The 23,697-nt window shown below is 43.8% G+C and carries 23 protein-coding genes and 1 tRNA gene; 23 read left to right on the forward strand and 1 reads right to left on the reverse strand.

Annotated features, from left to right (window positions below; genetic code table 11):
* Positions 1–23 precede the first annotated feature (23 nt).
* The 4 genes from recA (at position 24) to CSX02_RS06045 (ending at position 3,982) form a co-directional block, all read left to right on the forward strand.
* Positions 24–1,070: a recombinase RecA gene (gene recA, locus CSX02_RS06030; RefSeq protein WP_031545843.1), complete on the forward strand. Its 1,047-nt coding sequence runs from the start codon at positions 24–26 to the stop codon at positions 1,068–1,070.
* A 6-nt stretch (positions 1,071–1,076) separates the two neighbouring features.
* Positions 1,077–1,691 carry a regulatory protein RecX gene (locus tag CSX02_RS06035; RefSeq protein ID WP_099386005.1) on the forward strand — a complete coding sequence of 205 codons (615 nt, stop codon included), beginning with the start codon at positions 1,077–1,079 and terminating at the stop codon, positions 1,689–1,691.
* A 136-nt stretch (positions 1,692–1,827) separates the two neighbouring features.
* Positions 1,828–3,381, forward strand: a complete 1,554-nt coding sequence (rny, locus tag CSX02_RS06040; RefSeq protein WP_031545837.1) for a ribonuclease Y — start codon at positions 1,828–1,830, stop codon at positions 3,379–3,381.
* Positions 3,382–3,439: 58 nt separating this feature from the next.
* Entirely contained in the window at positions 3,440–3,982 is a 543-nt protein-coding gene (locus CSX02_RS06045) for an NUDIX domain-containing protein (protein WP_099386006.1), read from the forward strand.
* Here CSX02_RS06045 and CSX02_RS06050 read toward each other — a convergent pair.
* Positions 3,958–4,986 (reverse strand): 3-deoxy-7-phosphoheptulonate synthase, encoded by a 1,029-nt coding sequence (locus CSX02_RS06050; RefSeq protein WP_031545832.1) that lies wholly within the window; start codon positions 4,984–4,986, stop codon positions 3,958–3,960. The genes CSX02_RS06045 and CSX02_RS06050 overlap by 25 nt on opposite strands.
* A gap of 159 nt (positions 4,987–5,145) precedes the next feature.
* On the opposite strand from CSX02_RS06050, the gene aroD reads away from it, so the two are divergent.
* From aroD to glgA, 19 genes are all read left to right on the forward strand, one after another.
* Positions 5,146–5,919: a type I 3-dehydroquinate dehydratase gene (gene aroD, locus CSX02_RS06055; RefSeq protein WP_099386007.1), complete on the forward strand. Its 774-nt coding sequence runs from the start codon at positions 5,146–5,148 to the stop codon at positions 5,917–5,919.
* Positions 5,920–5,942: 23 nt separating this feature from the next.
* Positions 5,943–6,014: transfer RNA gene (locus CSX02_RS06060), tRNA-Arg, on the forward strand.
* Between the two features lie 51 nt (positions 6,015–6,065).
* Positions 6,066–7,148, forward strand: a complete 1,083-nt coding sequence (locus CSX02_RS06065; RefSeq protein ID WP_099386008.1) for an SH3 domain-containing protein — start codon at positions 6,066–6,068, stop codon at positions 7,146–7,148.
* Positions 7,149–7,211: 63 nt separating this feature from the next.
* Positions 7,212–7,931 carry a pseudouridine synthase gene (locus CSX02_RS06070; RefSeq protein ID WP_034219448.1) on the forward strand — a complete coding sequence of 240 codons (720 nt, stop codon included), beginning with the start codon at positions 7,212–7,214 and terminating at the stop codon, positions 7,929–7,931.
* A 13-nt stretch (positions 7,932–7,944) separates the two neighbouring features.
* Positions 7,945–9,906 (forward strand): NAD-dependent DNA ligase LigA, encoded by a 1,962-nt coding sequence (gene ligA, locus CSX02_RS06075; RefSeq protein WP_099386009.1) that lies wholly within the window; start codon positions 7,945–7,947, stop codon positions 9,904–9,906.
* A gap of 41 nt (positions 9,907–9,947) precedes the next feature.
* Positions 9,948–10,880 carry a homoserine O-acetyltransferase MetA gene (gene metA, locus CSX02_RS06080; RefSeq protein ID WP_099386010.1) on the forward strand — a complete coding sequence of 311 codons (933 nt, stop codon included), beginning with the start codon at positions 9,948–9,950 and terminating at the stop codon, positions 10,878–10,880.
* 78 nt (positions 10,881–10,958) lie between these two features.
* Positions 10,959–12,170: a glucose-1-phosphate adenylyltransferase gene (locus CSX02_RS06085; protein ID WP_031545820.1), complete on the forward strand. Its 1,212-nt coding sequence runs from the start codon at positions 10,959–10,961 to the stop codon at positions 12,168–12,170.
* Positions 12,164–13,306, forward strand: a complete 1,143-nt coding sequence (gene glgD / locus CSX02_RS06090; protein WP_031545817.1) for a glucose-1-phosphate adenylyltransferase subunit GlgD — start codon at positions 12,164–12,166, stop codon at positions 13,304–13,306. The genes CSX02_RS06085 and glgD overlap by 7 nt, the downstream gene beginning before the upstream one ends.
* A gap of 69 nt (positions 13,307–13,375) precedes the next feature.
* Positions 13,376–13,747, forward strand: coding sequence for an Asp23/Gls24 family envelope stress response protein (locus tag CSX02_RS06095; protein ID WP_031545815.1), 372 nt, complete (start codon positions 13,376–13,378; stop codon positions 13,745–13,747).
* Positions 13,748–13,878: 131 nt separating this feature from the next.
* Positions 13,879–14,274 carry a transcription antitermination factor NusB gene (gene nusB / locus CSX02_RS06100; protein ID WP_099386011.1) on the forward strand — a complete coding sequence of 132 codons (396 nt, stop codon included), beginning with the start codon at positions 13,879–13,881 and terminating at the stop codon, positions 14,272–14,274.
* Entirely contained in the window at positions 14,267–15,478 is a 1,212-nt protein-coding gene (xseA, locus tag CSX02_RS06105) for an exodeoxyribonuclease VII large subunit (protein ID WP_099386012.1), read from the forward strand. The genes nusB and xseA overlap by 8 nt, the downstream gene beginning before the upstream one ends.
* On the forward strand, positions 15,465–15,683 hold the full coding sequence (xseB, locus tag CSX02_RS06110; RefSeq protein ID WP_031545809.1) for an exodeoxyribonuclease VII small subunit: 219 nt from the start codon (positions 15,465–15,467) through the stop codon (positions 15,681–15,683). The genes xseA and xseB overlap by 14 nt, the downstream gene beginning before the upstream one ends.
* Positions 15,683–16,576: a polyprenyl synthetase family protein gene (locus CSX02_RS06115; RefSeq protein ID WP_031545806.1), complete on the forward strand. Its 894-nt coding sequence runs from the start codon at positions 15,683–15,685 to the stop codon at positions 16,574–16,576. The genes xseB and CSX02_RS06115 overlap by 1 nt, the downstream gene beginning before the upstream one ends.
* Before the next feature lie 19 nt (positions 16,577–16,595).
* The gene (gene dxs, locus CSX02_RS06120) at positions 16,596–18,449 is read left to right on the forward strand and encodes a 1-deoxy-D-xylulose-5-phosphate synthase (RefSeq protein ID WP_099386013.1); all 1,854 of its coding nucleotides are present in this window, start codon (positions 16,596–16,598) and stop codon (positions 18,447–18,449) included.
* Positions 18,446–19,252 carry a TlyA family RNA methyltransferase gene (locus CSX02_RS06125; protein ID WP_031545801.1) on the forward strand — a complete coding sequence of 269 codons (807 nt, stop codon included), beginning with the start codon at positions 18,446–18,448 and terminating at the stop codon, positions 19,250–19,252. The genes dxs and CSX02_RS06125 overlap by 4 nt, the downstream gene beginning before the upstream one ends.
* Positions 19,249–20,073: an NAD(+)/NADH kinase gene (locus CSX02_RS06130; RefSeq protein ID WP_031545799.1), complete on the forward strand. Its 825-nt coding sequence runs from the start codon at positions 19,249–19,251 to the stop codon at positions 20,071–20,073. Before CSX02_RS06125 ends, CSX02_RS06130 begins: the two co-directional genes overlap by 4 nt.
* Before the next feature lie 14 nt (positions 20,074–20,087).
* Positions 20,088–20,537: an arginine repressor gene (gene argR / locus CSX02_RS06135; protein ID WP_031545797.1), complete on the forward strand. Its 450-nt coding sequence runs from the start codon at positions 20,088–20,090 to the stop codon at positions 20,535–20,537.
* A 23-nt stretch (positions 20,538–20,560) separates the two neighbouring features.
* Positions 20,561–22,234: a DNA repair protein RecN gene (gene recN / locus CSX02_RS06140; RefSeq protein WP_099386014.1), complete on the forward strand. Its 1,674-nt coding sequence runs from the start codon at positions 20,561–20,563 to the stop codon at positions 22,232–22,234.
* Positions 22,231–23,694 carry a glycogen synthase GlgA gene (gene glgA / locus CSX02_RS06145; RefSeq protein WP_099386015.1) on the forward strand — a complete coding sequence of 488 codons (1,464 nt, stop codon included), beginning with the start codon at positions 22,231–22,233 and terminating at the stop codon, positions 23,692–23,694. The genes recN and glgA overlap by 4 nt, the downstream gene beginning before the upstream one ends.
* The last annotated feature ends 3 nt before the right edge of the window (positions 23,695–23,697 follow it).

A 23,697-nucleotide genomic window follows, 5' to 3' on the forward strand; every position in this document is an offset into this window, starting at 1 on the left:
TGAATCGATGAAAGGATAATAAAATGGCAAAAGAAGATAAATTAAAAGCATTGGATGCTGCGATTGCGCAGATTGAGAAACAATATGGAAAAGGCTCCGTAATGAAGCTTGGCGATAATGCCTCACATATGAACGTGGAGACCATTCCTACCGGCTCTTTGAGTCTGGATATTGCATTGGGCCTTGGAGGACTGCCAAAGGGGCGTATCATTGAGATTTACGGACCTGAATCATCCGGTAAGACCACAGTTGCATTACATTGTGTAGCCGAAGTACAAAAGAGGGGTGGTATCGCCGGATTTATTGACGCGGAACATGCACTTGATCCGGTTTATGCAAAGAATATTGGTGTTGACATTGACAATCTTTATATTTCACAGCCGGACTGCGGAGAACAGGCACTCGAAATTACAGAGACCATGGTGCGCTCTGGAGCAGTTGATATTGTCATTGTAGACTCTGTTGCAGCACTTGTTCCGAAGGCTGAAATCGATGGAGATATGGGTGATTCCCATGTGGGTCTTCAGGCACGACTGATGAGCCAGGCACTTCGTAAGTTGACCGGTGTCATCAGCAAATCAAACTGTATTGTTATCTTCATCAACCAGTTGCGTGAAAAAGTCGGAATCATGTTTGGTAATCCGGAGACGACAACAGGTGGTCGTGCATTGAAATTCTATTCTTCCGTTCGCCTGGATGTCAGAAGAGTAGAGGCATTAAAGCAGGCTGGAGAGGTGATTGGTAACCATACACGCGTAAAGATCGTGAAAAATAAGGTCGCTCCACCATTCCGTGAAGCAGAATTTGATATCATGTTCGGTCAGGGAATTTCCAAAGAAGGAGACATTCTGGATTTGGCTGCAAATGTCGGCATTATCAACAAATCCGGTGCATGGTATGCATATGAAGGCGACAAGATTGGTCAGGGCCGTGAAAATGCCAAAACTTATTTGCGCGAGAACCCGGAATTCTGCAATATGATTGAGCAGAAGGTGCGCGATCACTATTTTAACGCAGAAGGCGAAAACGAAGCATTAGATGAGACTCAGGATATTTCACCGGAAGAGTAAACATGTATGGAGCAGGATTTTTTTGTAACAGAAATTAAAAAACTTGCGAAAGGTAAATATGAGGTTTCCCTTGAAGGAGGGGAACCTCTTATTCTCTATGGCAAAGAATTGTCAGCATATTCCATCCGTGAACAATCTGTTTTGCCGGGGCCTGTCTATGAGCAGATTATCAGGGAAGTCTTATCCCGGCGCGCAACCCGACGAGCCATGCATCTGCTTGAAAAGATGGACCGCACAGAGGCAGACTTGCGTGAAAAATTGCGCAAAAACGGCTATCCGCAGCGTTGTATTGATGCTGCAATCGAATATGTGACCGGATATCATTATCTGGATGATCAAAGATATGCGCAGAATTATATCTTATTTTATCAGTCGAAATACAGCCGCCGGATTCTGACGCAAAAGTTGTTGCAAAAAGGCGTTGACAGGCAGACGATTGAAGAATGCATGGATGAAATATATACCTCGGATGAGCGAGCTATGATTGTCAAATTATTAAAAAAGCGGGGGTATGATCCGGAGCATGCAGATATCAAGGAAAAACAAAAAAACTATGCATTTCTGATGCGAAAAGGATTTTCTTCATCCGAAATTTCCGCTGCTATGAAGCAGGAATGGTAACTGTAATCTGACACGGATTTCTTGACAGAAGAAGTGAAAAAGGATAATATTAAATTGTTGTATTTATTGACAGCGATTTTAGAAAATTTCTTTTGTAATATGTACAATGAAAACTAAATAAGGAGGTGCTCCTGAGATGGACATAACACATGCAATTATATTGATTGCGATTGCTGTTGTTGTGACCGCGGTTGTTGTATGGCTGATCACCAGTTCTGTCTTGAAAAATTCCGCAAAATCCAAGATTGGTAATGCAGAAGAAAAAGCAAGAGAGATTATTGATGAGGCTGTAAAAACTGCAGAGACGAAGAAGCGTGAAGCCTTACTCGAAGCCAAAGAAGAGAACATTCGAGCAAAGAATGACCTTGACAAAGAGATTAAGGAACGCAGAAACGAGATGCAGCGCAACGAACGCCGAGTTGTTCAAAAGGAAGAGTCTGTGGACAAGAAACTTGAAGCAATTGAGAAAAAAGAAGCTTCGCTTGCCCAAAAGGAAGACAATCTCAACAAACAAAAGGCACAGGTCGCAAAGCTGAATGAACAGCGCATTCAGGAACTGGAAAGAATTTCCGGATTAACCTCTGAACAAGCAAAAGAATTTCTCTTAAAAACCATTGAAGAAGATGTAAAACTTGATACTGCAAAAATGATTAAAGAAGCGGAAGCGAGAGCAAAGGAAGAAGCCGATAAGCGCGCGAAGGATTATGTGGTTACCGCAATCCAGAAATGTGCTGCCGATCATGTTTCCGAGACAACCATTTCGGTTGTTCAGCTTCCAAATGATGAAATGAAAGGACGCATTATTGGTCGTGAAGGACGTAATATCCGTACCCTCGAGACCATGACCGGTGTTGATCTGATTATTGATGACACACCGGAGGCGGTTATTTTATCCAGCTTTGATCCAATTCGCCGCGAGGTGGCCCGCATTGCCCTTGAGAAGCTGATTGTGGATGGTCGTATCCATCCTGCTCGGATTGAGGAAATGGTTGAGAAGGCCCAGAAGGAAGTGGAGAATATGATTCGAGAAGCAGGTGAAGCTGCTACACTCGAAGTTGGAGTCCATGGAATTCATCCGGAATTGATCAAATTACTTGGTAAGATGAAGTTCCGTACCAGTTACGGACAGAACGCATTGAAGCATTCAATTGAAGTGGCTCAGATCTGTGGATTGTTGGCTGCTGAGATTGGTGAAGATGTTCGTCTTGCAAAGCGTGCCGGACTTTTACATGATATTGGTAAGGCCGTAGATCATGAAATGGAAGGATCACATATTCAGCTTGGTGTTGAATTATGTAAGAAATACAAGGAATCACGCCTTGTGATTAATGCAGTAGAATCACATCATGGCGATGTTGAACCGGAGACTACAATTGCCTTTTTGGTACAGGCGGCTGATACAATCAGTGCTGCCAGACCGGGTGCAAGACGCGAGACAATTGAGACTTATTCGAACCGGTTACAGCAACTTGAAGAAATTACAAATGGTTATAAGGGAGTCGAAAAATCTTTTGCTATTCAGGCAGGTAGAGAAATTCGTGTAATGGTAGTTCCCGAGCAAATTAGTGATGCGGAGATGGTACTTATGGCGCGTGATATTTCAAAACAGATTGAATCTGAATTAGAATATCCTGGTCAGATTAAGGTAAATGTAATCCGTGAATCACGAGTAATTGACTATGCAAAGTAAAAAACTTGGACCGACAGACTTGTTCTGTCGGTCCTTTGTCATTATGGAGGAATGGAATATGGTTTTTCATCAGAAACGACTAAGCAGAGAATTGGTATATCAGGGAACCATTCTTGATATTTACAAAGATAAAATGGAATTGGCGAACGGCAATACAGAAGAATGGGATTTTGTTTCCCATCGTATGGGCGCAGCCTGTGTGCTTCCTGTGCTTGAGGATGGAAGGGTGATACTGGTGCGTCAGTATCGCAATGCGCTGGAACGGGAAACGCTGGAAATACCTGCCGGATGTCGGGACTCTGTGGATGAGGATACCAGGCTTACGGCACAGCGGGAACTTGAGGAGGAGACCGGGTATCATTCCGATGATATTTCTTTTCTGGTATCCATTAATTCGGCCGGTGCTTTTTGTGATGAACATATTGATATTTATGTGGCAAAAAATTTAAAGGCCGGTGAACAACACCTCGACGAGGCGGAGTCCATCGACCTTGAAATTCTGGATTTAAAACAGGTACAAAAAATGATCTTTGACGGAATCATTCAGGACAGCAAAACCGTTGCTGCAATTATGTCTTATGCCTGTTCTGCAATATCATAAATCAGGCGCTTGGAATCTTCCCAGCCAAGACATGGATCGGTGATGGATTTTCCGTAAATTCCTTCACCGATTTTTTGTGCGCCTTCTTCGATGTAGCTTTCAATCATCAGTCCCTTTACCAGGTTGTGAATATCATTGGATACTTTACGATTGTGCATGACTTCTTTGGCAATACGGATCTGTTCTTTATACTGTTTGCCGGAATTGGAATGATTGGTATCAATTACGGCAGCCGGATTTACCAGATCCATTTGTGCATACATATCATGCAGACGGATCAGATCTTCATAATGATAATTTGTCGTGGTATTGCCATGCTTGGAAACCGCTCCTCGCAAAACCACATGGGTCAGCGGATTTCCGGTTGTTTCCACTTCATATCCGCGATAGACAAACTGATGTGGATGTTGCGCTGCATAGACCGAATTCAACATAACCGAAAAATCACCGCTGGTTGGATTTTTCATACCGCTTGCTACATCAAATCCACTGACAGTCAGACGATGTTGCTGATCTTCGACAGAACGGGCACCGATTGCAACATAGGACAGCAAATCTTCGACATATCCCCAGTTCTCAGGATAGAGCATTTCATCAGCTGCAGTCAGTCCGGTCTCAGAAATTGCACGAATGTGCAGGTTGCGCATCGCAATCAATCCTTCTACCATATCCGGCGCTTTTTCCGGATCCGGCTGAGAAGCAATTCCTTTATATCCTTCACCGGTTGTACGCGGCTTGTTTGTATAGATACGAGGAATGATAATGACTTTGTCCTTTACTTCATCCTGGATTGGAGCAAGTCGACGGATATAATCACAGACAGATTCTTCATTGTCAGCGGAACATGGTCCGATGATAACCAAAAATCGATCATCTTTTCCGGTAATGACATCGGCAATCGCGCGATCTCTGGCTGCTTTTTGTGCAGTCAGTTTCTCACCTAACGGATAATCACGCTTGATTTCTGCCGGGGTTGGTAACTGATTCTTAAACAAAAAACTCATTTTACTTCCTCTTTTCTGCTTTCCAAAATTAAAGTGTGAAACACTTACATCAAAGTATCATAACTGAATCCCACGCAAATGTCAATTATTTTCGATGCGCATAAGTTGCTTTTTGTCGGGAGATTGGGTACTATAAGAGGAGTAATTGGAGGATAGGATATGCATTATTTTGAGATAAAAGAGACGACATTTGGTGAGGGGAAACCTTTGATTTGTCTGCCGGTGACGGGACGGACGGAACCTGATGTACTTAGAGAAACACAAAGACTGGTACAGATGCAGGCGCAGGTGATTGAATGGCGTGTGGATGCATATGAAAAATCAGATGACTGGAATGCAATCCGGCAACTTCTGAAGGCTATGGCGCCATTGATTGAAAAGACACCGTTTATATTTACCTTTCGTTCGAAAGAACAGGGCGGGATGGGAAGTCTGACAGAGGAGCAGATTTCGGATTTGCACCAGATCGCGGCAGAATCACATGTGGTTGATTTTGTCGATGTGGAATTCTTTCAGATGAAAAATCCAAATAAGGAAATCAAAATGCTGCAGGACATGGGCGTGCGTGTACTTGCCTCGCATCATGATTTTAATGAAACACCGCAGCCGGAAATTATGCAAATGCTGTTGCAAAGAATGCAGGAGAGCGGGGCGGATATCGTAAAACTCGCGGTGATGCCACAGACGCAGGAGGATGTCCTTGCACTGATGTTGGAAACCAATCGTTTTGTGCAGAATTATCCAAAGATTCCGGTTGTGACCATGTCAATGGGAACACTTGGAAAAGTATCCCGTGTGTCAGGTGAACTGACGGGCTCCTGCATGACATTCGGAAATCCCGGAGTGTCAAGCGCACCGGGCCAGATTGAGGCGTGCAAACTTGCGAAAATACTAGATGTGTTACATTCGTCTGACTTGACCGAACATGCGTAATGTGGTATAAATTTATAATGCATGCGGCCGTAGTTTAATGGATAGAACGCAGGACTCCGACTCCTGTGATGCGGGTTCGATTCCCGCCGGGCGCATCTTTTATAAAAGAGATTAAGAGGGTAAGTGAAGCTTAGGAGGTTTCAATCATGGACCAGAATAATAATAACTTTAAAGATAAATTTCAGAAATGTTTTGATGCGGTAAAGACTTTTTGTATGACCAAGCAGCGTTATATTTATGCTGCGGTGCTGCTGATTGTCATGATTACCGTTTTGATTCAGTGTACGGGACCGAAGTGGACCAATCGTAATTCAGAAGATACAGAATCATCTTCACAGATGAAAGTCGGTGCATTAGAGGATTTCAAACTGGATGATCAATATGAGCAGGACAAGAATGCGGATTTAAATGCTTTGATTGAGCAGTATTTTGTTGCATATGCGAATAATGATATGGATACATTAAAGACAGCCGCAACACCTGTTTCTGACAATGAAGCCGGATACATTGCAGTGCTTTCACAATATATCGAAAGCTATAATAATATTTCATGTTATACAATGAAAGGTCTGACAGACGGATCTTATCTGGTATCTGTTTATTACGATATCAAATTTAAGGATATTAAGGCGACTGCACCGACATTGGATTTCTTCTATGTAGAGACCAATGAAGACGGAAAATTATATATCAATAACCTGTATAGCAATTACAATTATAACCATCGTGAGAATTCTTTGGATCCGACCGTGGATGAGTTGATTCAGATGTTCCAGCAGCATGAAGATGTCATCGCATTGCGTACCAAAGTTTCAACCGACTACAATAAGGCGGTTGCAGCAGACAAGGATTTGTCAAATATGATTACATCCACACTTCCGGCGGCAATCCGTGTATGGGCAGAGTCTATTAACACAGGCAATGATACTCAGTCTACCGAGGAGACACAGCAGGCTGAGGAAACACAAAAAGCCGAGGAAACACAAAAGGCAGAAGACACTCAGAAAGCGGAAGAGACGCAAAAAGAAGAAAAGAAAGTTACGGTTAAAGTAACCGGTGACAAAGTAAATGTGCGAAAGAAAGCAAAGTCTGATGCGGATGTGCTTGGAAAGGCATATGAAGGTAATACCTATACAAAATTGGGAGAGAAAGGCGACTGGACCAAGATCGATTATGATGGAAAGACCGGATATATCGCTACCAAATATGTTAAGGTTGTAAAAGAGTAAGACTTGTTTCAGGGAGTTCCGGGTGGAACTCCCTTTTGGTATTAAAATAGGAGATTGCAGGGATTGGAATCAGTTCGAATCAATAAATATCTCTCGGAGGCAGGAATCTGTTCGAGAAGAGAGGCGGACCGTCAGCTTGAGGCGGGAAATATTTATATCAACAACCAAATGGCAAAGCCGGGGGACCGTGTGAATCCGGGTGACGAGGTTCGCGTCAACGGACAGGTGGTGCATCGCAAGGAGGCACCGGTTCTTTTGGCTTTTTATAAGCCGGTGGGGATTGTCTGTACCGCACAAAAGCGTGAGAAGCAGAATGTCATTGATTATATCAATTATGAAACTCGGATTTATCCGGTTGGACGACTGGACAAAGAGTCGGAAGGATTATTGCTTTTGACGAACCAGGGGGAATTGAGCAATCGCATTCAAAAGGCGCGCAATTATCATGAAAAAGAATATATTGTAACAGTGAATCGGAATATTTCCGAATCATTTTTAAATGGAATGTCACATCCGGTTCCGCTGGCGGAACTGAATACCTCAACGAGACCTTGTAAGGTACGTCAGATTGACAAGAGGACTTTTTCCATTATTTTGACACAGGGGCTGAATCGACAGATTCGGCGCATGTGCGATTATTTTGGATATCGCGTGGTTAAATTAAAGCGGATTCGTGTGATGAATATTGTTCTGGACGGACTGCAGCCGGGCGAATATCGCAAAATTGAAGGGGAAGAATACGAGACGCTTTTGTCACTTCTTGGATTAAAAGAATCAGATTAAGGGAGAAAAACATTTGGATAATACGCAAAAAATGCAGGCACTCGTGGCACAATTGAATGAGGCCTCCGATAAATATTACAACGGACAGGATGAAATCATGTCCAACTATGAGTGGGATGCGCTCTTCGACGAACTGGTAAAGTTAGAGCAGGAAACCGGTATCGTTTTGCCGGATTCTCCGACGCAGAAAACCGGATATGAAGAGAATGCCGGCAACAAGGAAATGCATGAATTTCCGGCGCTTTCCCTCGCAAAAACAAAGAGCGTTGCCGAACTTGAAAACTGGGCCGGAGAATATGATATCTGGCTGTCATGGAAACTGGACGGACTGACACTGGTACTGACTTATGACGACGGTAAGCTGACACGTATTTTGACACGCGGAAATGGTACTGTCGGAACCAATATCACTTTTTTGAAGGATGCAATCGGCGGATTTCCGAAAAATATTCCGGAAAAAGGCCATCTTGTGGTGCGTGGAGAAGCGGCCATTTCTTATACCGATTTCCGGAAAATGAATGATTTGATTGAGGATGAGGATGAGAAATATGCCAATCCGAGAAATCTTGCTGCGGGAACACTGAATCTGGATGATCCGAAAGTGGTTCGGGAACGCCACGTCAATTTTCATGCATTTACACTGGTATCAACCGAACGGGAACTGAAATCCTGGGGCGCGAGAATGGACTGGCTGGATTCCATGGGCTTTCAAACGGTGGACCGCGAAGCCTGCAGGGCAGAGACGGTTGCCGAGACGGTAGAAAAATGGACGCACATTGTGGAAGACGGAAAGATGGATATTCCGGTGGATGGTCTGGTCATCTGCTATGATGATACGGAATATGCTTCAACCGGTTCAGTGACCGGCCATCATGCAACAAGAGCCGGATTTGCGTTCAAATGGCAGGACGAGGCAGTCGACACCAGACTGCAATATGTATTATGGTCCTGCGCCGCATCGACGATTTCCCCGGTTGCCGTTTTTGAGCCGGTCAGCATCGAGGGAACCACGGTTTCGCGTGCGTCGCTCTGCAATATCAGTGAAATGGAGCGGTTGGGCATTACCGATGATTGTATTGTCTCTGTCATAAAAGCAAACAAGATCATTCCGAAATGCATTGCAGTAAAGGAAGCAAAAGGCAGTTTCTCCATTCCGGAGGTTTGTCCGGTATGCGGAGCCACAACCGAAATTCATATTTCGGAAAAGAGCAATACAAAGACATTGCATTGTACCAATCCGGACTGTCTTGCAAAGCATACAAAGAACTTCAGCCGCTTTGTCAGCAAAGACGGATTCGATATGGAAGGTTTGTCGGAGCAGACGATGCTGCGCTTTATCAATGCCGGATTTATACGCAAATTTGCGGATCTGTATCATTTGAAGGATCATGCGAAAGAAATTGCCGAAATGGAAGGCTTTGGTGAGAAGTCCTGTGACAATATGCTGCGCGCCATTGAAAACCGCCGCAGTATTACACCGGAGCATTTCATATATGCTTTATGCATTCCGATGATCGGAACGGACGCGGCAAAGAAAATTATTGCCAACATCGGTTTTGCGGCCTTTTGCGATCGAATGCAGAAGGGCTTGCCTTTTTCCGATATTGACGGAATCGGGGAAGAGAAGTCCAAAGCAATTGAAAACTGGTATCAGTCAGCCAATCATGCGCTCGAGGTGGATGCGCTTTTGAAAGAAGTGCAGATCGATGAGACAAAGGCGGCCATGTCATTGACAGGAAGTCTTGCGGGACTGACATTTGTGATTACGGGAGATGTGCATACCTTTGCCAACCGCAATGAATTTAAGGCATATGTGGAAGGCAACGGCGGAAAAGTTGCAGGATCCGTATCCAAGAATACCGATTATCTGGTAAATAATGATGTGAATTCAACTTCCTCAAAGAATACCAAGGCGCGCAGCCTTGAGATTCCGATTATCAGCGAGGACGAATTCATTGATAAATTTGGAAAATAAACTGGTAAAAAGATTGGTGAACAGAAAAGAGGTTTTGTAATATGCCGATTCGAACAAATAATGATTTGCCTGCAAAAGGCTTGCTCGAACAGGAAAATATTTTTGTGATGGACGAAAACCGTGCAGAGCATCAGGATATTCGTCCGATTAAGATTGGAATTTTGAATTTGATGCCGCTCAAGGAAGATACGGAGCTGCAGATTCTGCGCTCGCTTTCGAATACGCCGATTCAGGTGGATATCACATTCCTTGCGGTGGAAAGCCACGAGTCAACCCATACTTCCATGAGCCATCTGAACAAGTTCTATGAAACTTTTTCGGATGTGAAAGACCAGTATTTTGACGGTCTGATTATTACAGGTGCTCCGGTGGAACAGATGGAATATGAGGAAGTGGATTATTGGGATGAAGTATGCAAAATTATGGAATGGACCAAGACACATGTCACTTCCACACTGCATCTGTGCTGGGGTGCACAGGCCGGATTATATTATCATTACGGCATCCAAAAACATTATCTGGATCAAAAAATGTTCGGTGTGTTCAAACATCGTGTCAAGAATCGCCGTGTCCCATTGGTAAGGGGCTTTGACGACTGCTTTTATGCACCGCACAGCCGCCATACCACTGTACTGAAAGAAGATATCGAAGCACAGCCGGATTTGACGATTTTGGCGGAGTCGGAGGAAGCCGGGGTCTTTCTCGTGACGGATCAAAGCGGAAAGAAAATCTTTGTGATGGGACATCCGGAATATGATAGGCTGACGCTTGATACGGAATATCGTCGGGACAAGTCAAAGGGGCTGGAAATTGACATTCCGGTGAATTATTATCCGGATGACGACGAAACACAAAAACCGTTGCTTCAGTGGAGAAGTCATGGCAATATTTTGTATTCGAATTGGTTGAATTATTACGTATATCAGACAACGCCATATGAATTTGTAAATTTGAAGGAAATTTATAATAAATAGATTCAAAATTTGTTTACATACAGTCGAAATGTGATACGATTATATATGTAATATTTTTTGTTGTGAAGGGGGTAACACATGGGTAAAGAAATTGTTGCAATGTTGTTGGCCGGCGGGCAGGGCTCTCGACTTTATGCATTGACTCAGAAACTGGCGAAGCCGGCAGTTCCATTCGGAGGGAAGTATCGAATTATTGATTTTCCGTTATCGAATTGTGTGAATTCGGGTATTGATACTGTGGGGGTCTTGACACAATATCAGCCATTTGTCCTGAATGAATATATCGGGAATGGTCAGCCTTGGGATTTGGACCGTCTGTACGGAGGTGTTCATGTTCTTCCGCCATATCAGCGGGCTTCCGGCAGTGACTGGTACAAAGGCACCGCAAATGCGATTTATCAAAACATTTCTTTTATTGAGCGTTATGATCCTGAATATGTGATTATTCTTTCGGGAGATCAGATTTGTAAGCAGGATTATAGTGAATTTTTGGAGTTTCATAAGCAGAAAAATGCAGAATTTTCTGTGGCAGTTATGGAAGTGCCGTGGGAGGAAGCATCCCGTTTCGGATTGATGGTAACGGATGAGACCGATCGCATTACGGAATTTCAGGAGAAACCGAAGGAGCCGAAGAGCAATCTGGCTTCTATGGGTATTTATATTTTTAACTGGGATATTCTCAAGAAATATCTCGAGGAAGATGAAGCAGATCCGAATTCCGAAAATGATTTCGGAAATAATATCATTCCGAATCTGCTGCGCGATCATCGCAAGATGTATGCTTTCAGGTTTGAAGGATACTGGAAAGATGTCGGAACCATTCCTTCTTTGTGGGAAGCAAATATGGAAGTGCTTGACCCGGAACACAGTGGAATCAACCTCTTTGATGAGAATTGGAAGATTTATTCCCGAAACAGCGGTATGACCGGTCATCATGTGGCAGGCAATGCCGTAATTCAGAATTCGATGATTACGGATGGATGCCGCATCAAAGGCACCGTAAAACATTCGATTTTATTTGCCGGTGTTGAGGTAGAGGAAGGTGCACTCGTAGAAGATGCGGTTATCATGGGCGGTACCGTCATCAAACGTGGAGCACAGGTAAAGCATTGCATTATTGCAGAGGATGTTACCATTGGAGAAAATGCGATTGTAGGAGAAGGCACAGAGGATAACTCTGTCGGTGATGTTGCTACAATTGCCTCCTATGTCACAATCGGCGACGGAGCCAAGATCGGCCCGAAAGCCATGGTTTATGAAGATGTGAAAGAGGGGGGAGAACAATGGTAAATTCACAGGCAGAAGCATTGGGAATTATTTTCCCAAACAGTTATGACAGTCTGATTCCGGAGCTGGCTTCCGAGCGAAGCATGGCTTCCATTCCGTTTGCGGGAAGATATCGTTTGTGTGATTTTATGATTTCCTGCATGGTGCATGCGGGAATCAGCAATATATCACTGGTTGTAAGAAATAATTATCATTCTCTGATGGACCATCTCGGAAGCGGAAGAGAATGGGATCTGGCGCGCAAGAAGGGCGGACTGAATATTTTCCCACCATATGCGCAGAAGAATCTGAAGGTATATAACGGACGTATCGAGGCATTGGAGAGTATCAAGGGATTCCTTGAGACACAGCATGAAAAATATGTTGTTATGGCGGATGCCAACATGGCGCTCAATATCGATTTTAAAGATTTGATTCGTGAACATATGGAATCCGGAGCGGATCTGTCGATGGTTTACCGGAAACAGGAAATTCCACACGCATTGCTGTACCCGAATTCCAATTTTCATGAGTTTTATTATACCTTTGATATTGAGAATCAGCGTGTGCGCAAAATTTTTGTCAATCCGCGCGAGACCGGAATCCAGAATTTCTCATTCAACATGTTTGTAATCGAGAGAGAAGTGCTCGTCCGTATGATTGATGAGGCATATGTCCATGGATATACATTCTTCACGCGTGATATCATTGCCCGCCATGTGGGTGATATGAATGTTCACGCATATGAATATACCGGATATGCAGCACAGATTAACAGTGTAAAGAGCTATTTCGAAGAAAATATGCGATTGCTGGATGAGGAAAACCTGAATCAGCTTTTCCGCGGCAATTCCATCTATACCAAGGTACGTGATGACAACCCGACCCGCTATATCAACGGTTCAAAGGTAAAGAATTGTCTGGTTTCCGACGGATGCATCATTGAAGGTGAAATTGAGAACTGTGTACTGTTCCGTGGCGTAAAAATCAAAAAGGGCGCAACCGTGAAGAACTGTGTTATTTTCCAGGATACGGTTGTCGGTGAGAATTCTCATCTGGAATATATTATTACAGATAAAAATGTGACCATCTCTCCGAATAAATATTTGTCGGGCAATGATTCGTTCCAGGTATATGTTGCAAAAGGACAGACTGTATAATTAAAAAGTTTTCATTTGAGGGAATTTTTGGTATAATAAGGCATATGAATTTTAAGGAGGCTTTTGATAATGTCTGAAAATAAGAAAGTTTTAAACATAAAATCCGATGAAACCGGCGAAGTAAAAGTTGCGGAGGATGTTGTCGCTATTATTGCGGGACTTGCTGCAACAGAGGTCGACGGTGTGAGTTCTATGGCCGGAAATATCACAAATGAAATCGTATCCAAACTTGGAATGAAAAATTTGTCTAAGGGGATTCAGATTGATTTGCTCGACGATCACATTTTGATTGATGTGGCAATCAATATTGCATATGGTTTTTCTATTCCGGAAGTGTCACAGAAGGTTCAGGAAAAAGTACGCAGTGCAGTTGAAACCATGACAGGTGTGACTGTATCGGAAGTGAATGTTCGCGTTGTCAGCGTGGCAATGGGAGAATAGCGGAAAACCTTAACTTACCCTTTATAATTTAAGCATTTTGTAGTATAATTAGGATGTCTATATTCATTTATAGACATCCTTTTTTCACGCATATTACAATATGCAAATATTTTGGATATACAGGAGTTAATATGACCAGAAGAGAATTAAGAGAGAACGCATTTTTATTGTTATTCCGCGCTGAATTTCATGATTCCGACGCGATGAAGGAACAGCTGGAATTGTTTGAGCAGAAAATGAAAGAATCTGACCGTGCATATATCGATGGCAAGGTATCTGACATCCTTGAAAAGAAGACCGATCTCGATCGCATGATTGATGAGGTGAGCGAGGGGTGGAAGACCGGACGAATGGGTAAAGTGGATTTGACAATTCTTCGACTTGCACTTTATGAAATTCGCTACGAGGAGGATATCCCTTACAAAGTTGCGGTCAATGAGGCTGTCGAACTTGCAAAACGTTACGGAACCGATAATTCCGGAAGCTTTGTAAATGGTGTACTCCACAAATTTGAGACGAATGAATAAGAGTATCTATTCTGTTGCACAAATCAATAAATATATCAAAAACATGTTTGCACAGGACTTTGTGCTCAATCATGTATCCATCAAAGGGGAAGTATCGAATTGCAAATATCATTCGAGCGGCCATATCTATTTTACTTTGAAGGATGAAGGCGGAGTCCTGAAATGTGTCATGTTTCGTCAGGACAGAGGCGGGCTTTCTTTTTCCATGAAGGAAGGCGACAAGGTCATTGTCAGCGGCCGCATGGATGTATATGAGCGTAGCGGTGAATATCAGCTGTATGCAAAAGAGATTGAGCTGGACGGCGCAGGCAATTTGTTTCTGAAATTCGAAGCATTGAAGCGGGAATTGGCAGAAATGGGAATGTTTGCACCGGAATACAAACAGCCGATTCCGAAATATGCTTCCACAATCGGAATTGTCACAGCTCAGACAGGGGCGGCGATTCAGGATATCCGCAATGTGGCTTCCCGTCGCAATCCATCGGTACAATTGATTTTATATCCTGCGCAGGTGCAGGGCGAGGGGGCTGCGGAAACCATTGTACAGGGAATCCGGGCTCTGGAAACCTACGGTGTGGATGTCATCATAGTCGGTCGCGGCGGAGGTTCCATCGAAGATTTGTGGGCATTTAACGAAGAGATCGTGGCCAGAGCTATTTTTGACTGCAGGACACCGATTGTATCGGCGGTCGGCCATGAAGTTGATTGGACGATTGCAGATTATGTCGCAGATATGCGTGCGCCGACACCTTCGGCCGCAGCTGAATTATGCGTATTCGACAGAAATAATTTCATGCAGGATCTGGCAAAGAGCAGGATGCATATGAATACGGTGATGAACAATAAAATCCGTCATGTCCGCCTGCGTCTTGAAAACGATGCAAAACATATTGAGTTGCTCAGTCCGCAGCACAAATTGCGTGAATTGCAGCAAAGACTTGACAATATCAGCGATAAGATCACATATGTCATGAAGCACCGACTGGATGCTTGCAGGAATCGACTGCAACTCATCATCAGATCGCTTGAAAGCAATTCACCGCTTCGCAAAATGGAAAGTGGATTTGCATATGTTCAAATCGGACAGAAGCGTCTGATCTCAGTGGATGAGATTCATCAAAAGGATGAGATTTCCATCACCCTGAGGGACGGAGAAGTATTGGCAGAAGTGAAAGAGGTTAAGAAATATCATGAATCATACTGAAGAAAAATCAGTTTCTCTCGAAGAGAGAATGGATCGGCTGGAACAATTGATTGAAAAGATGGAAAGTGATCATATTTCACTGGATGAATCATTTGCATTATACAAGCAGGGTATTTCAGAGATTAAAGAAGCCGGAGAAATGCTTGATGCTATTGAAAAAGAAATGCTTGTGATGGCTCCGGACGGCAATTTGGAGGAATTCTAATGGATTTTGCGGAGCAGCTTGCAGAAAAGACAAATGAAATCGAGGAGATGATTCGCCGTTATTTGCCGAATGCAGATACTTATCAGGCGCGCATTTTTGAGGCAATGAATTATTCCGTTGAGGCAGGAGGCAAACGGTTACGACCGATGCTCATGATGGAAAGTTACCGCATGTTCGGCGGGAAAAGCAAGGCAATTGTCCCATTTATGGTTGCACTGGAATTTATCCATACCTATTCCCTGATTCATGATGATTTGCCGGCTATGGACAATGATGATTATCGTAGAGGCCGGTTGACCACACATAAAGTCTATGGAGAGGCAATGGCAATTCTGGCCGGAGATGCACTTTTGAATTTCGCATTTGAGACGGCATGTGAGGCATTTGCACTCGAACCGGAGAATCCGAATATCGGAAAGGCACTCACGGTATTGGCAAAAAAAGCCGGTATTTACGGGATGATCGGTGGACAGGTAGTGGATGTTCTCTCTGAGAAAAACCGTGAATCTGTGACGCGGGAGAAGCTGGATTTTATTTATGATCTAAAGACCGGCGCATTGCTCGAGAGTGCGATGACAATCGGAGCAATTCTTGCGGATGCGGATGAGACACAGGTGGCTTTGATGGAAGAAATCGCACATGATGTCGGAATCGCATTCCAGATTCAGGATGATATTCTGGATGTGACCGGGACAATGGAAGAACTCGGCAAACCGATTGGAAGCGATGAAAAGAATGAGAAGGCGACATATCTGTCATTTTTGGGACTTGAGGAAGCACAAAAAATGGTGCAGAGCTTATCCGAACAGGCGGTAGCCAAATTAGACACGATCGAACAGACCAATCCTTTTTTGAAGGAATTGATTCTCTCATTGATTCATCGGAGAAAATAAAACCAAAAGGACGAAACCTATGATCTTGGACAAGATTCAAAAGGAAAATGATATCAAAAATTTGTCGAAAGAAGAAATTGAAGATTTGCGATATGAGATTCGTGAATTTCTGATACAGACAATTTCGAAGACCGGCGGTCATCTGGCATCCAATCTTGGTGTAGTGGAACTGACCATGGCATTGCATTTGTCATTTGATTTGCCAAAAGACAAAATCATCTGGGATGTGGGACATCAGTCTTATACGCATAAGATTCTGACCGGGCGAAAGGATTCTTTTGATACCCTTCGCACACATGGCGGATTGAGCGGTTTCCCAAAACGCAAAGAGAGCGCATGTGATGCCTTTGATACGGGACACAGCTCCACATCCATTTCAGCGGGACTCGGTCTGGCAGAAGCGCGCGATATTCTCGGAGAAGATTATCATGTGGTTTCCGTCATCGGTGATGGTTCCATGACCGGTGGCCTAGCATTTGAGGCATTGAATAATGCATCTCATTTGAAAAGCAATTTTATTATTGTATTAAATGACAATGAAATGTCTATCTCTGAAAATGTAGGTGGACTCAATCATTATTTATCGAACTTTCGTACCGCGGATGCATATCGTGGCTTAAAAGACGATGTGGTTCAGTCTTTGAACAAGATTCCGGGTGGACCGAAGATGGTTCGCCAGATTCGAAAAGCAAAGAATTCCGTCAAGCAGATGTTTGTGCCGGGGATGTTATTTGAACAGATGGGTGTGATCTATCTGGGACCGGTTGACGGATATAATATCGCGGATATGTGCCGCGTATTTCGTGATGCAAAGCGTGTCGACGGACCGGTACTGGTACATGTGCTGACGCGAAAAGGAATGGGATATGAACCGGCAGAACGACATCCTGCGCGTTTTCACGGGACAGATCCGTTTGATGTGATGACCGGACTGCCGGAACATAAGCGCGAAAAATCCCATTATACGGATGTATTTTCAACCGTGATGAAAAAGATGGGAGAGCGTGAACCGAAGCTGGTTGCAATCACAGCTGCAATGGAGACAGGGACTGGATTGAAGCGGTTTCGACTTGCTTATCCGAAGCGGTTTTTTGATGTCGGAATTGCGGAAGGTCATGCAGTGACCTTTGCGGCAGGTCTGGCACAGGCCGGACTCAAACCGTTATTTGCGGTTTATTCATCTTTCCTGCAACGCGCTTATGATGAGATTTTGCATGATGTATGCATTCAGAATCTGCCGGTGGTATTTGCAATCGATCGCGCCGGAATTGTGGGAAGTGACGGGGAAACCCATCAGGGAATCTATGATATTTCCTACTTGTCATCGATTCCGAACATGACTGTTATGGCACCGAAAAATAAATGGGAATTATCGGATATGTTAAAATATGCGATTGCATATGACGGCCCGATTGCAGTGCGCTATCCAAAAGGAGAAGCCTATGACGGCTTGCGCGAGTATCGTGCGGCAATTTGTTACGGGCAGTCGGAATTGCTGCATGCAGGAAGCAAAATCGCATTGTTTGCACTCGGAAGCATGGTCAAAACGGCGGAGCAGGTTGCGAAGCAGCTGGCTTCCCACGGCTACGATCCGACCATCATCAACGCCCGTTTCGCAATGCCGTTTGATCAGGATGCCCTGAGGCATCTGGCTGATACCCATGATCTTGTTGTGACCATGGAAGAAAATATCCGAAGCGGCGGTATGGGCGAACATATTTCGGATTTCGTGCAGCGCGAAAAGCTGCAGATACAGGTATTGCCGATTGCCATCGAAGACGGCTACGTCGAGCATGGCAAGATTGCACAGCTTCTCGATGAACTGGGGCTGAGTGCAGAGAAGATTACAAAGCGAATTTTGGAGGAATTATGAAAGAACGACTCGATGTCCTTCTGGTACAGAGAAATCTTGCCCCTTCGCGTGAAAAAGCGAAGACGATGATTCTGGAGGGCAATGTTTTTGTCAATAACAATCGTGAAGATAAGGCCGGAAGCATGTTTCCGGATGATTGCCAGATTGAAATTCACGGATCGACATTAAAATATGTCAGCCGTGGCGGCTTGAAATTGGAAAAGGCCATGGCAGAATTTGATATTTGCCTGGATGATAAAATCTGTATGGATATCGGTGCTTCGACCGGTGGATTTACGGACTGTATGTTACAAAACGGAGCAAAGAAAGTATATTCTGTGGATGTTGGATATGGTCAGTTCGCATGGAAGCTGCGTACGGATCCGAGAGTGGTATGCATGGAAAAAACCAATATCCGCTATGTGACCGAAAATGACATCGATGACATTCTCGATTTTGCCTCAGTGGATGTTTCATTCATTTCACTGACCAAAGTGCTTCCGGCCGCGATTGCACTTTTGCAGGAGCAGGGACAGATGGTCTGCCTGATCAAGCCTCAGTTTGAAGCCGGTCGGGAAAAGGTTGGCAAAAAGGGCGTGGTTCGTGACCCGGCCGTACACAAAGAAGTGATTGAGAAGGTGATTGATTTTGCACTGGAAATCGGCTTTAGCGTACTTCATTTGGCTTTCTCACCAATCAAAGGGCCTGAGGGTAATATTGAATATCTTTTGCATATCCGGAAGGATTCCGCAAAAACAATCGATCCGTCTGTTTCGGTAGATGCGGTTGTCGCTGCGGCACATGAGGAATTAGACAAAAAATGAAACATTATTTTCTCATAACAAACAGCAAAAAGGATCTCGGATTTCAAATTTCGCGCGAGATCATCAAATATATTTTTGACAAGGGTGGCACGGCAAAGGTTATGGATCATCAGGAGGTGACCGTACAGGATGTCCCCAAAGAAACCGAGGCCATAATCGTACTTGGAGGAGATGGCACCCTGATTCGCATCGCAACCAGAATGGAGAGCCTGAAACTGCCGATTATCGGTGTGAACCTCGGCAATCTCGGTTATTTGTGCGAACTTGAAAAAAATACGATTTATCCTGCAATCGATCATCTGTTTCTGGATGATTATTATATCGAAGAGAGGATGATGCTAAAGAATCTCGGAGGCAAGGATCCGAAAGAACATTTGGCATTGAATGATATTTTTTTCTATAGTGCCGGAGAACAGAAATTTTTGCACTTAAATGTGTATATCAACGGTACAAAATTAAATACATATCGGGCAGACGGAATCATTCTTTCAACACCGACGGGATCGACCGGCTATAATCTTTCGGCCGGCGGACCAATCGTGAATCCGAAAGCAAAGCTGATTCTGCTGACCCCAATCAATGATCATACACTCAGTTCCCGCAGTATTGTGCTGGATATGGATGACGTGATCGAGGTGGAATTGGACTCCAGAAGTGCAGAGCGTGACGAATGTGTGAGCGTCAGCGTGGATGGAGACAAGGTATATATGATGCAGGTAGGTGAACGGTACAAAATTGGACGGGCGGAACAGACCATTCAAATTTGCCGTTTGAGTAGGATTAGTTTTTTGGAAAACTTGCGCCGCAAAATGGAGCAATAGAACAGGAGAAGCTTATGAAACAGAAAAGACATCAGAAAATTTTGGAATTAATTGTACAACACAGTGTGGAGACACAGGAAGAACTTCAGGCAATGTTGAAGGCCGAAGGGTATTCCGTAACACAGGCAACGGTATCAAGGGATATCCGTGAACTGAATCTGACAAAGCTGACGACCGGATCCGGACGCCAGAAATATGTACCATTCTATGAGCGTGCAACATTATCAAAAGACAAATATGTGCGTGTCCTGAAGGAAGGTTTTGTATCTATGAACCTCGCTATGAATATCGTGGTTCTACAGACTGTATCCGGAATGGCAAGTGCTGTCTGCGCCGCAATCGATGCAATGGATATGGATGAAGTGGTAGGCTCAATTGCAGGCGATGATACCATTATGTGCGCAACCAAATCGGTTGAAGATGCACATGCATTACAGGAAAAACTTCAAGAACTCATTTACTAGGTCGAGAGAGTGGAAGGAGTTTTATGTTACTAAGTTTACACGTGAAGAATCTTGCTTTGATCGAAGAGGAAGAAGTAAACTTTTCGGAAGGACTGAATATCCTGACCGGAGAAACGGGTGCCGGCAAATCCATTTTGCTCGGATCCATGAATCTGGCGCTGGGAGAAAAAGTCCCAAAGGAAATGCTGAGAGAAGGAGCTGACATGGCCTTCGTTGAATTGGTATTTCATGTGGATGACGAACGAACCCTGCAACAGCTTGCAGAGATGGAAATCGAACCGGAGGACGGGGATGTGATACTGAGTCGTAAAATCACTCCACAGCGTACCGTTGCCAAGATCAACGGTGAGAGTGTTCCGGGAAGCAAGCTCAAGGAAGTCGCGGGTGTATTGATTGATATTCATGGACAGCATGAACATCAAAGTCTGTTATCCAAGAAAAAGCATCTTGAAATTCTCGATTCCTATGCAAAAGAAGAATTGCAGGATTTGAAAGCCAAAATGGCAGAATCCTATCAGCATTACAAATCCTTATGCGATGAATTTGAACATGCGGATTTGGGACAGGAGGAGCGCACCAAAGAGATTTCATTCCTAAGCTATGAAATATCCGAGATTGAAGCTGCCAATTTGGTACCGAATGAGGACGAGAATCTCGAGAGCGAATATCGCAAGATTGCAAACGGCAAAAAAATTCTTGAGGCGCTCGGTACGGTATATCAGCAAACCGGATCTGATGGGGCATCGGATCTGATCGGACATGCGTTGCGGGAATTGATGAGTGTTTCGGATTATGATGAAGCATTGTCCGGACTTGTGGATCAGGCGACAGAGCTGGATAATCTTTTGAGCGATTTTAATCGCGAATTGTCAGCTTATCTGTCGGATGCGGATTTCAATGAGGAACATTATTTTGAAGTGGAAAGCCGTCTGGATCTCGTAAATCATTTAAAGAGCAAATTCGGCGGTTCCATTGCAGAAATACTCGCTTCATGTGAAGAAAAGAAAAAGCGCATCGAAGTCTTAAATGATTATGATGCATATTTGTCACAATTAAAACAATCCGTTTCAAACGCACAAAAGCAGTTGCACGAATTGTCGGAGCAGGTTTCAAAAATCCGACAGGACAAAGCGCTTGAATTGACGGAAAAAGTAAAAAAAGAATTGTTGGAATTAAATTTTCTCGATGTTTCTTTCACAATGAAATTTGAACGGAACAAGTCTTATTCCGCGAATGGATTTGATGACTGTGAATTTTTAATTTCCACCAATCCGGGGGAACCGCTGAAACCACTTCGGAAAGTGGCATCGGGCGGCGAACTGTCGCGTATTATGTTAGGGGTTAAGACAGTTCTTGCAAAAGAAGATCATATCGATACATTGATTTTTGACGAGATTGATGCCGGAATCAGTGGCCGTACAGCGCAGAAAGTGTCCGAGATGCTCAAAGCACTCGGCAGAGAACATCAGGTGGTTTGCATTACGCATCTTCCACAGATTGCAGCGATGGCAGATCATCATTTTCTGATTGAAAAATCGGTTGCTGATGCTTCGACGCATACAAAGATTGCAGAATTGTCTGAGGAGGCTTCCGTTACAGAACTGGCCCGCATGCTTGGCGGAGTTGAGATTACGGATGCTGTAATGCAAAATGCACAGGAAATGAAGCGTCTTGCGAAGGAGAAGGTTGGCTTATGAAACAGATTTTATTTGCATCTTCCGAAGCAACACCTTATATCAAGACGGGTGGATTGGCTGATGTTGTAGGAGCATTGCCAAAATATATCGACCCGAATGAATTTGAAATCAGAGTGATTTTGCCAAAGTACGAATGTATGGATTCAAAATTTCTCTCTGAATTGAATTATGTATGTCATTTTTATGTGGATTTGAATTGGCGCAAACAATATGCTGGTATTTTTGAGGCCAAAAGAGGCAATGTAACTTATTATTTTGTCGATAATGAATTTTATTTTGCCGGCCCGAATCCATATCATAATTTGCATGAAGATGTCGAGAAATTTGCATTTTTCTCAAAAGCAGTGCTGACGGCATTGCCGCTTTTGAATTATGCACCGGCAGTCATTCATTGCAATGACTGGCAAACCGGTCTGATTCCGGTTTTCCTGCATACGACGTTTGGATCGGATGTATTTTACAGTGGAATCAGAACCGTATTTTCCATTCATAATTTGAAATTTCAGGGACGATGGAAAATCCGTGATGTCATGGATGTAACCGGCTTGCCGGAATATATTTTTGATCATCATGGCATGGAATCCTATGGTGAGGCAAATCTGCTCAAGGGTGGTTGCGTATATGCAGATAAAATATGTACAGTAAGTCCGACTTATGCGCATGATATCATGACTCCGGAAGGAGGAGAAGGCCTTGATGGCCTGTTTGAATCGCGCAAAGAAGACCTGGTCGGAATCTTAAACGGAATTGACTATGATATTTTTGATCCAAAGAAAGATGAGTATCTGATCGATCATTTTGACTGTGATACCATCGCAAATGGCAAGCCGTTGAATAAGGCCTGCCTGCAGCGATTATTCAGCCTGCCGGAACGAGAGAATGTATTGCTGGTAGGAATTGTATCGCGCATGACGGATCAAAAGGGATTTGACCTGATTGCATATATTCTCGAGGAAGTGCTGACGACACTGGATATCCAGTTTGTGGTTCTCGGAACCGGCGAAAATCGTTATGAGCACATGTTCCATTATTTCCAGAAACGTTTTCCGAATAAAATCGGTTCTTATATTGGTTATTCGGAAGAGAGAGCACATGCGATTTATGCAGGAGCGGATGCATTTATGATGCCGTCCCTGTTTGAACCGTGCGGCCTGTCCCAGATGATGAGTATGCGCTATGGCACCGTTCCGATTGTGCGTGAGACCGGTGGATTAAAAGACAGTGTCTGTCCGTATAATGAATATGAGAATACCGGAACCGGCTTCTCATTTTGCAATTATAATGCGCATGAACTTTTGCATATTCTTCAATATGCATGTGAAGTCTATTATGAACATCGCGATAAATGGAATGCGATGGTATTACGGGATATGCGAACGGATTTTTCATGGGAGAAATCAGCTGCAGAATATGCAAAATTATATGATTCTTTGATAATATCAGATGAAAGTACGATATAGAAG

Origin of the sequence: Agathobacter ruminis, assembly GCF_002735305.1 — a bacterium.
Classification (GTDB): Bacteria; Bacillota; Clostridia; order Lachnospirales; family Lachnospiraceae; genus Roseburia; species Roseburia ruminis.

Bases quoted from the DNA above. Each gene is read 5' to 3' on its own strand.
- recA (WP_031545843.1), top strand. From the start codon at position 24: ATGGCAAAAGAAGATAAATTAAAAGCATTGGATGCTGCGATTGCGCAG.
- CSX02_RS06035 (WP_099386005.1), top strand. From the start codon at position 1,077: ATGGAGCAGGATTTTTTTGTAACAGAAATTAAAAAACTTGCGAAAGGT.
- rny (WP_031545837.1), top strand. From the start codon at position 1,828: ATGGACATAACACATGCAATTATATTGATTGCGATTGCTGTTGTTGTG.
- CSX02_RS06045 (WP_099386006.1), top strand. From the start codon at position 3,440: ATGGTTTTTCATCAGAAACGACTAAGCAGAGAATTGGTATATCAGGGA.
- CSX02_RS06050 (WP_031545832.1), bottom strand. From the start codon at position 4,986: ATGAGTTTTTTGTTTAAGAATCAGTTACCAACCCCGGCAGAAATCAAG.
- aroD (WP_099386007.1), top strand. From the start codon at position 5,146: ATGCATTATTTTGAGATAAAAGAGACGACATTTGGTGAGGGGAAACCT.
- CSX02_RS06065 (WP_099386008.1), top strand. From the start codon at position 6,066: ATGGACCAGAATAATAATAACTTTAAAGATAAATTTCAGAAATGTTTT.
- metA (WP_099386010.1), top strand. From the start codon at position 9,948: ATGCCGATTCGAACAAATAATGATTTGCCTGCAAAAGGCTTGCTCGAA.
- CSX02_RS06085 (WP_031545820.1), top strand. From the start codon at position 10,959: ATGGGTAAAGAAATTGTTGCAATGTTGTTGGCCGGCGGGCAGGGCTCT.
- glgD (WP_031545817.1), top strand. From the start codon at position 12,164: ATGGTAAATTCACAGGCAGAAGCATTGGGAATTATTTTCCCAAACAGT.
- CSX02_RS06095 (WP_031545815.1), top strand. From the start codon at position 13,376: ATGTCTGAAAATAAGAAAGTTTTAAACATAAAATCCGATGAAACCGGC.
- nusB (WP_099386011.1), top strand. From the start codon at position 13,879: ATGACCAGAAGAGAATTAAGAGAGAACGCATTTTTATTGTTATTCCGC.
- xseA (WP_099386012.1), top strand. From the start codon at position 14,267: ATGAATAAGAGTATCTATTCTGTTGCACAAATCAATAAATATATCAAA.
- xseB (WP_031545809.1), top strand. From the start codon at position 15,465: ATGAATCATACTGAAGAAAAATCAGTTTCTCTCGAAGAGAGAATGGAT.
- CSX02_RS06115 (WP_031545806.1), top strand. From the start codon at position 15,683: ATGGATTTTGCGGAGCAGCTTGCAGAAAAGACAAATGAAATCGAGGAG.
- dxs (WP_099386013.1), top strand. From the start codon at position 16,596: ATGATCTTGGACAAGATTCAAAAGGAAAATGATATCAAAAATTTGTCG.
- CSX02_RS06125 (WP_031545801.1), top strand. From the start codon at position 18,446: ATGAAAGAACGACTCGATGTCCTTCTGGTACAGAGAAATCTTGCCCCT.
- CSX02_RS06130 (WP_031545799.1), top strand. From the start codon at position 19,249: ATGAAACATTATTTTCTCATAACAAACAGCAAAAAGGATCTCGGATTT.
- argR (WP_031545797.1), top strand. From the start codon at position 20,088: ATGAAACAGAAAAGACATCAGAAAATTTTGGAATTAATTGTACAACAC.
- recN (WP_099386014.1), top strand. From the start codon at position 20,561: ATGTTACTAAGTTTACACGTGAAGAATCTTGCTTTGATCGAAGAGGAA.
- glgA (WP_099386015.1), top strand. From the start codon at position 22,231: ATGAAACAGATTTTATTTGCATCTTCCGAAGCAACACCTTATATCAAG.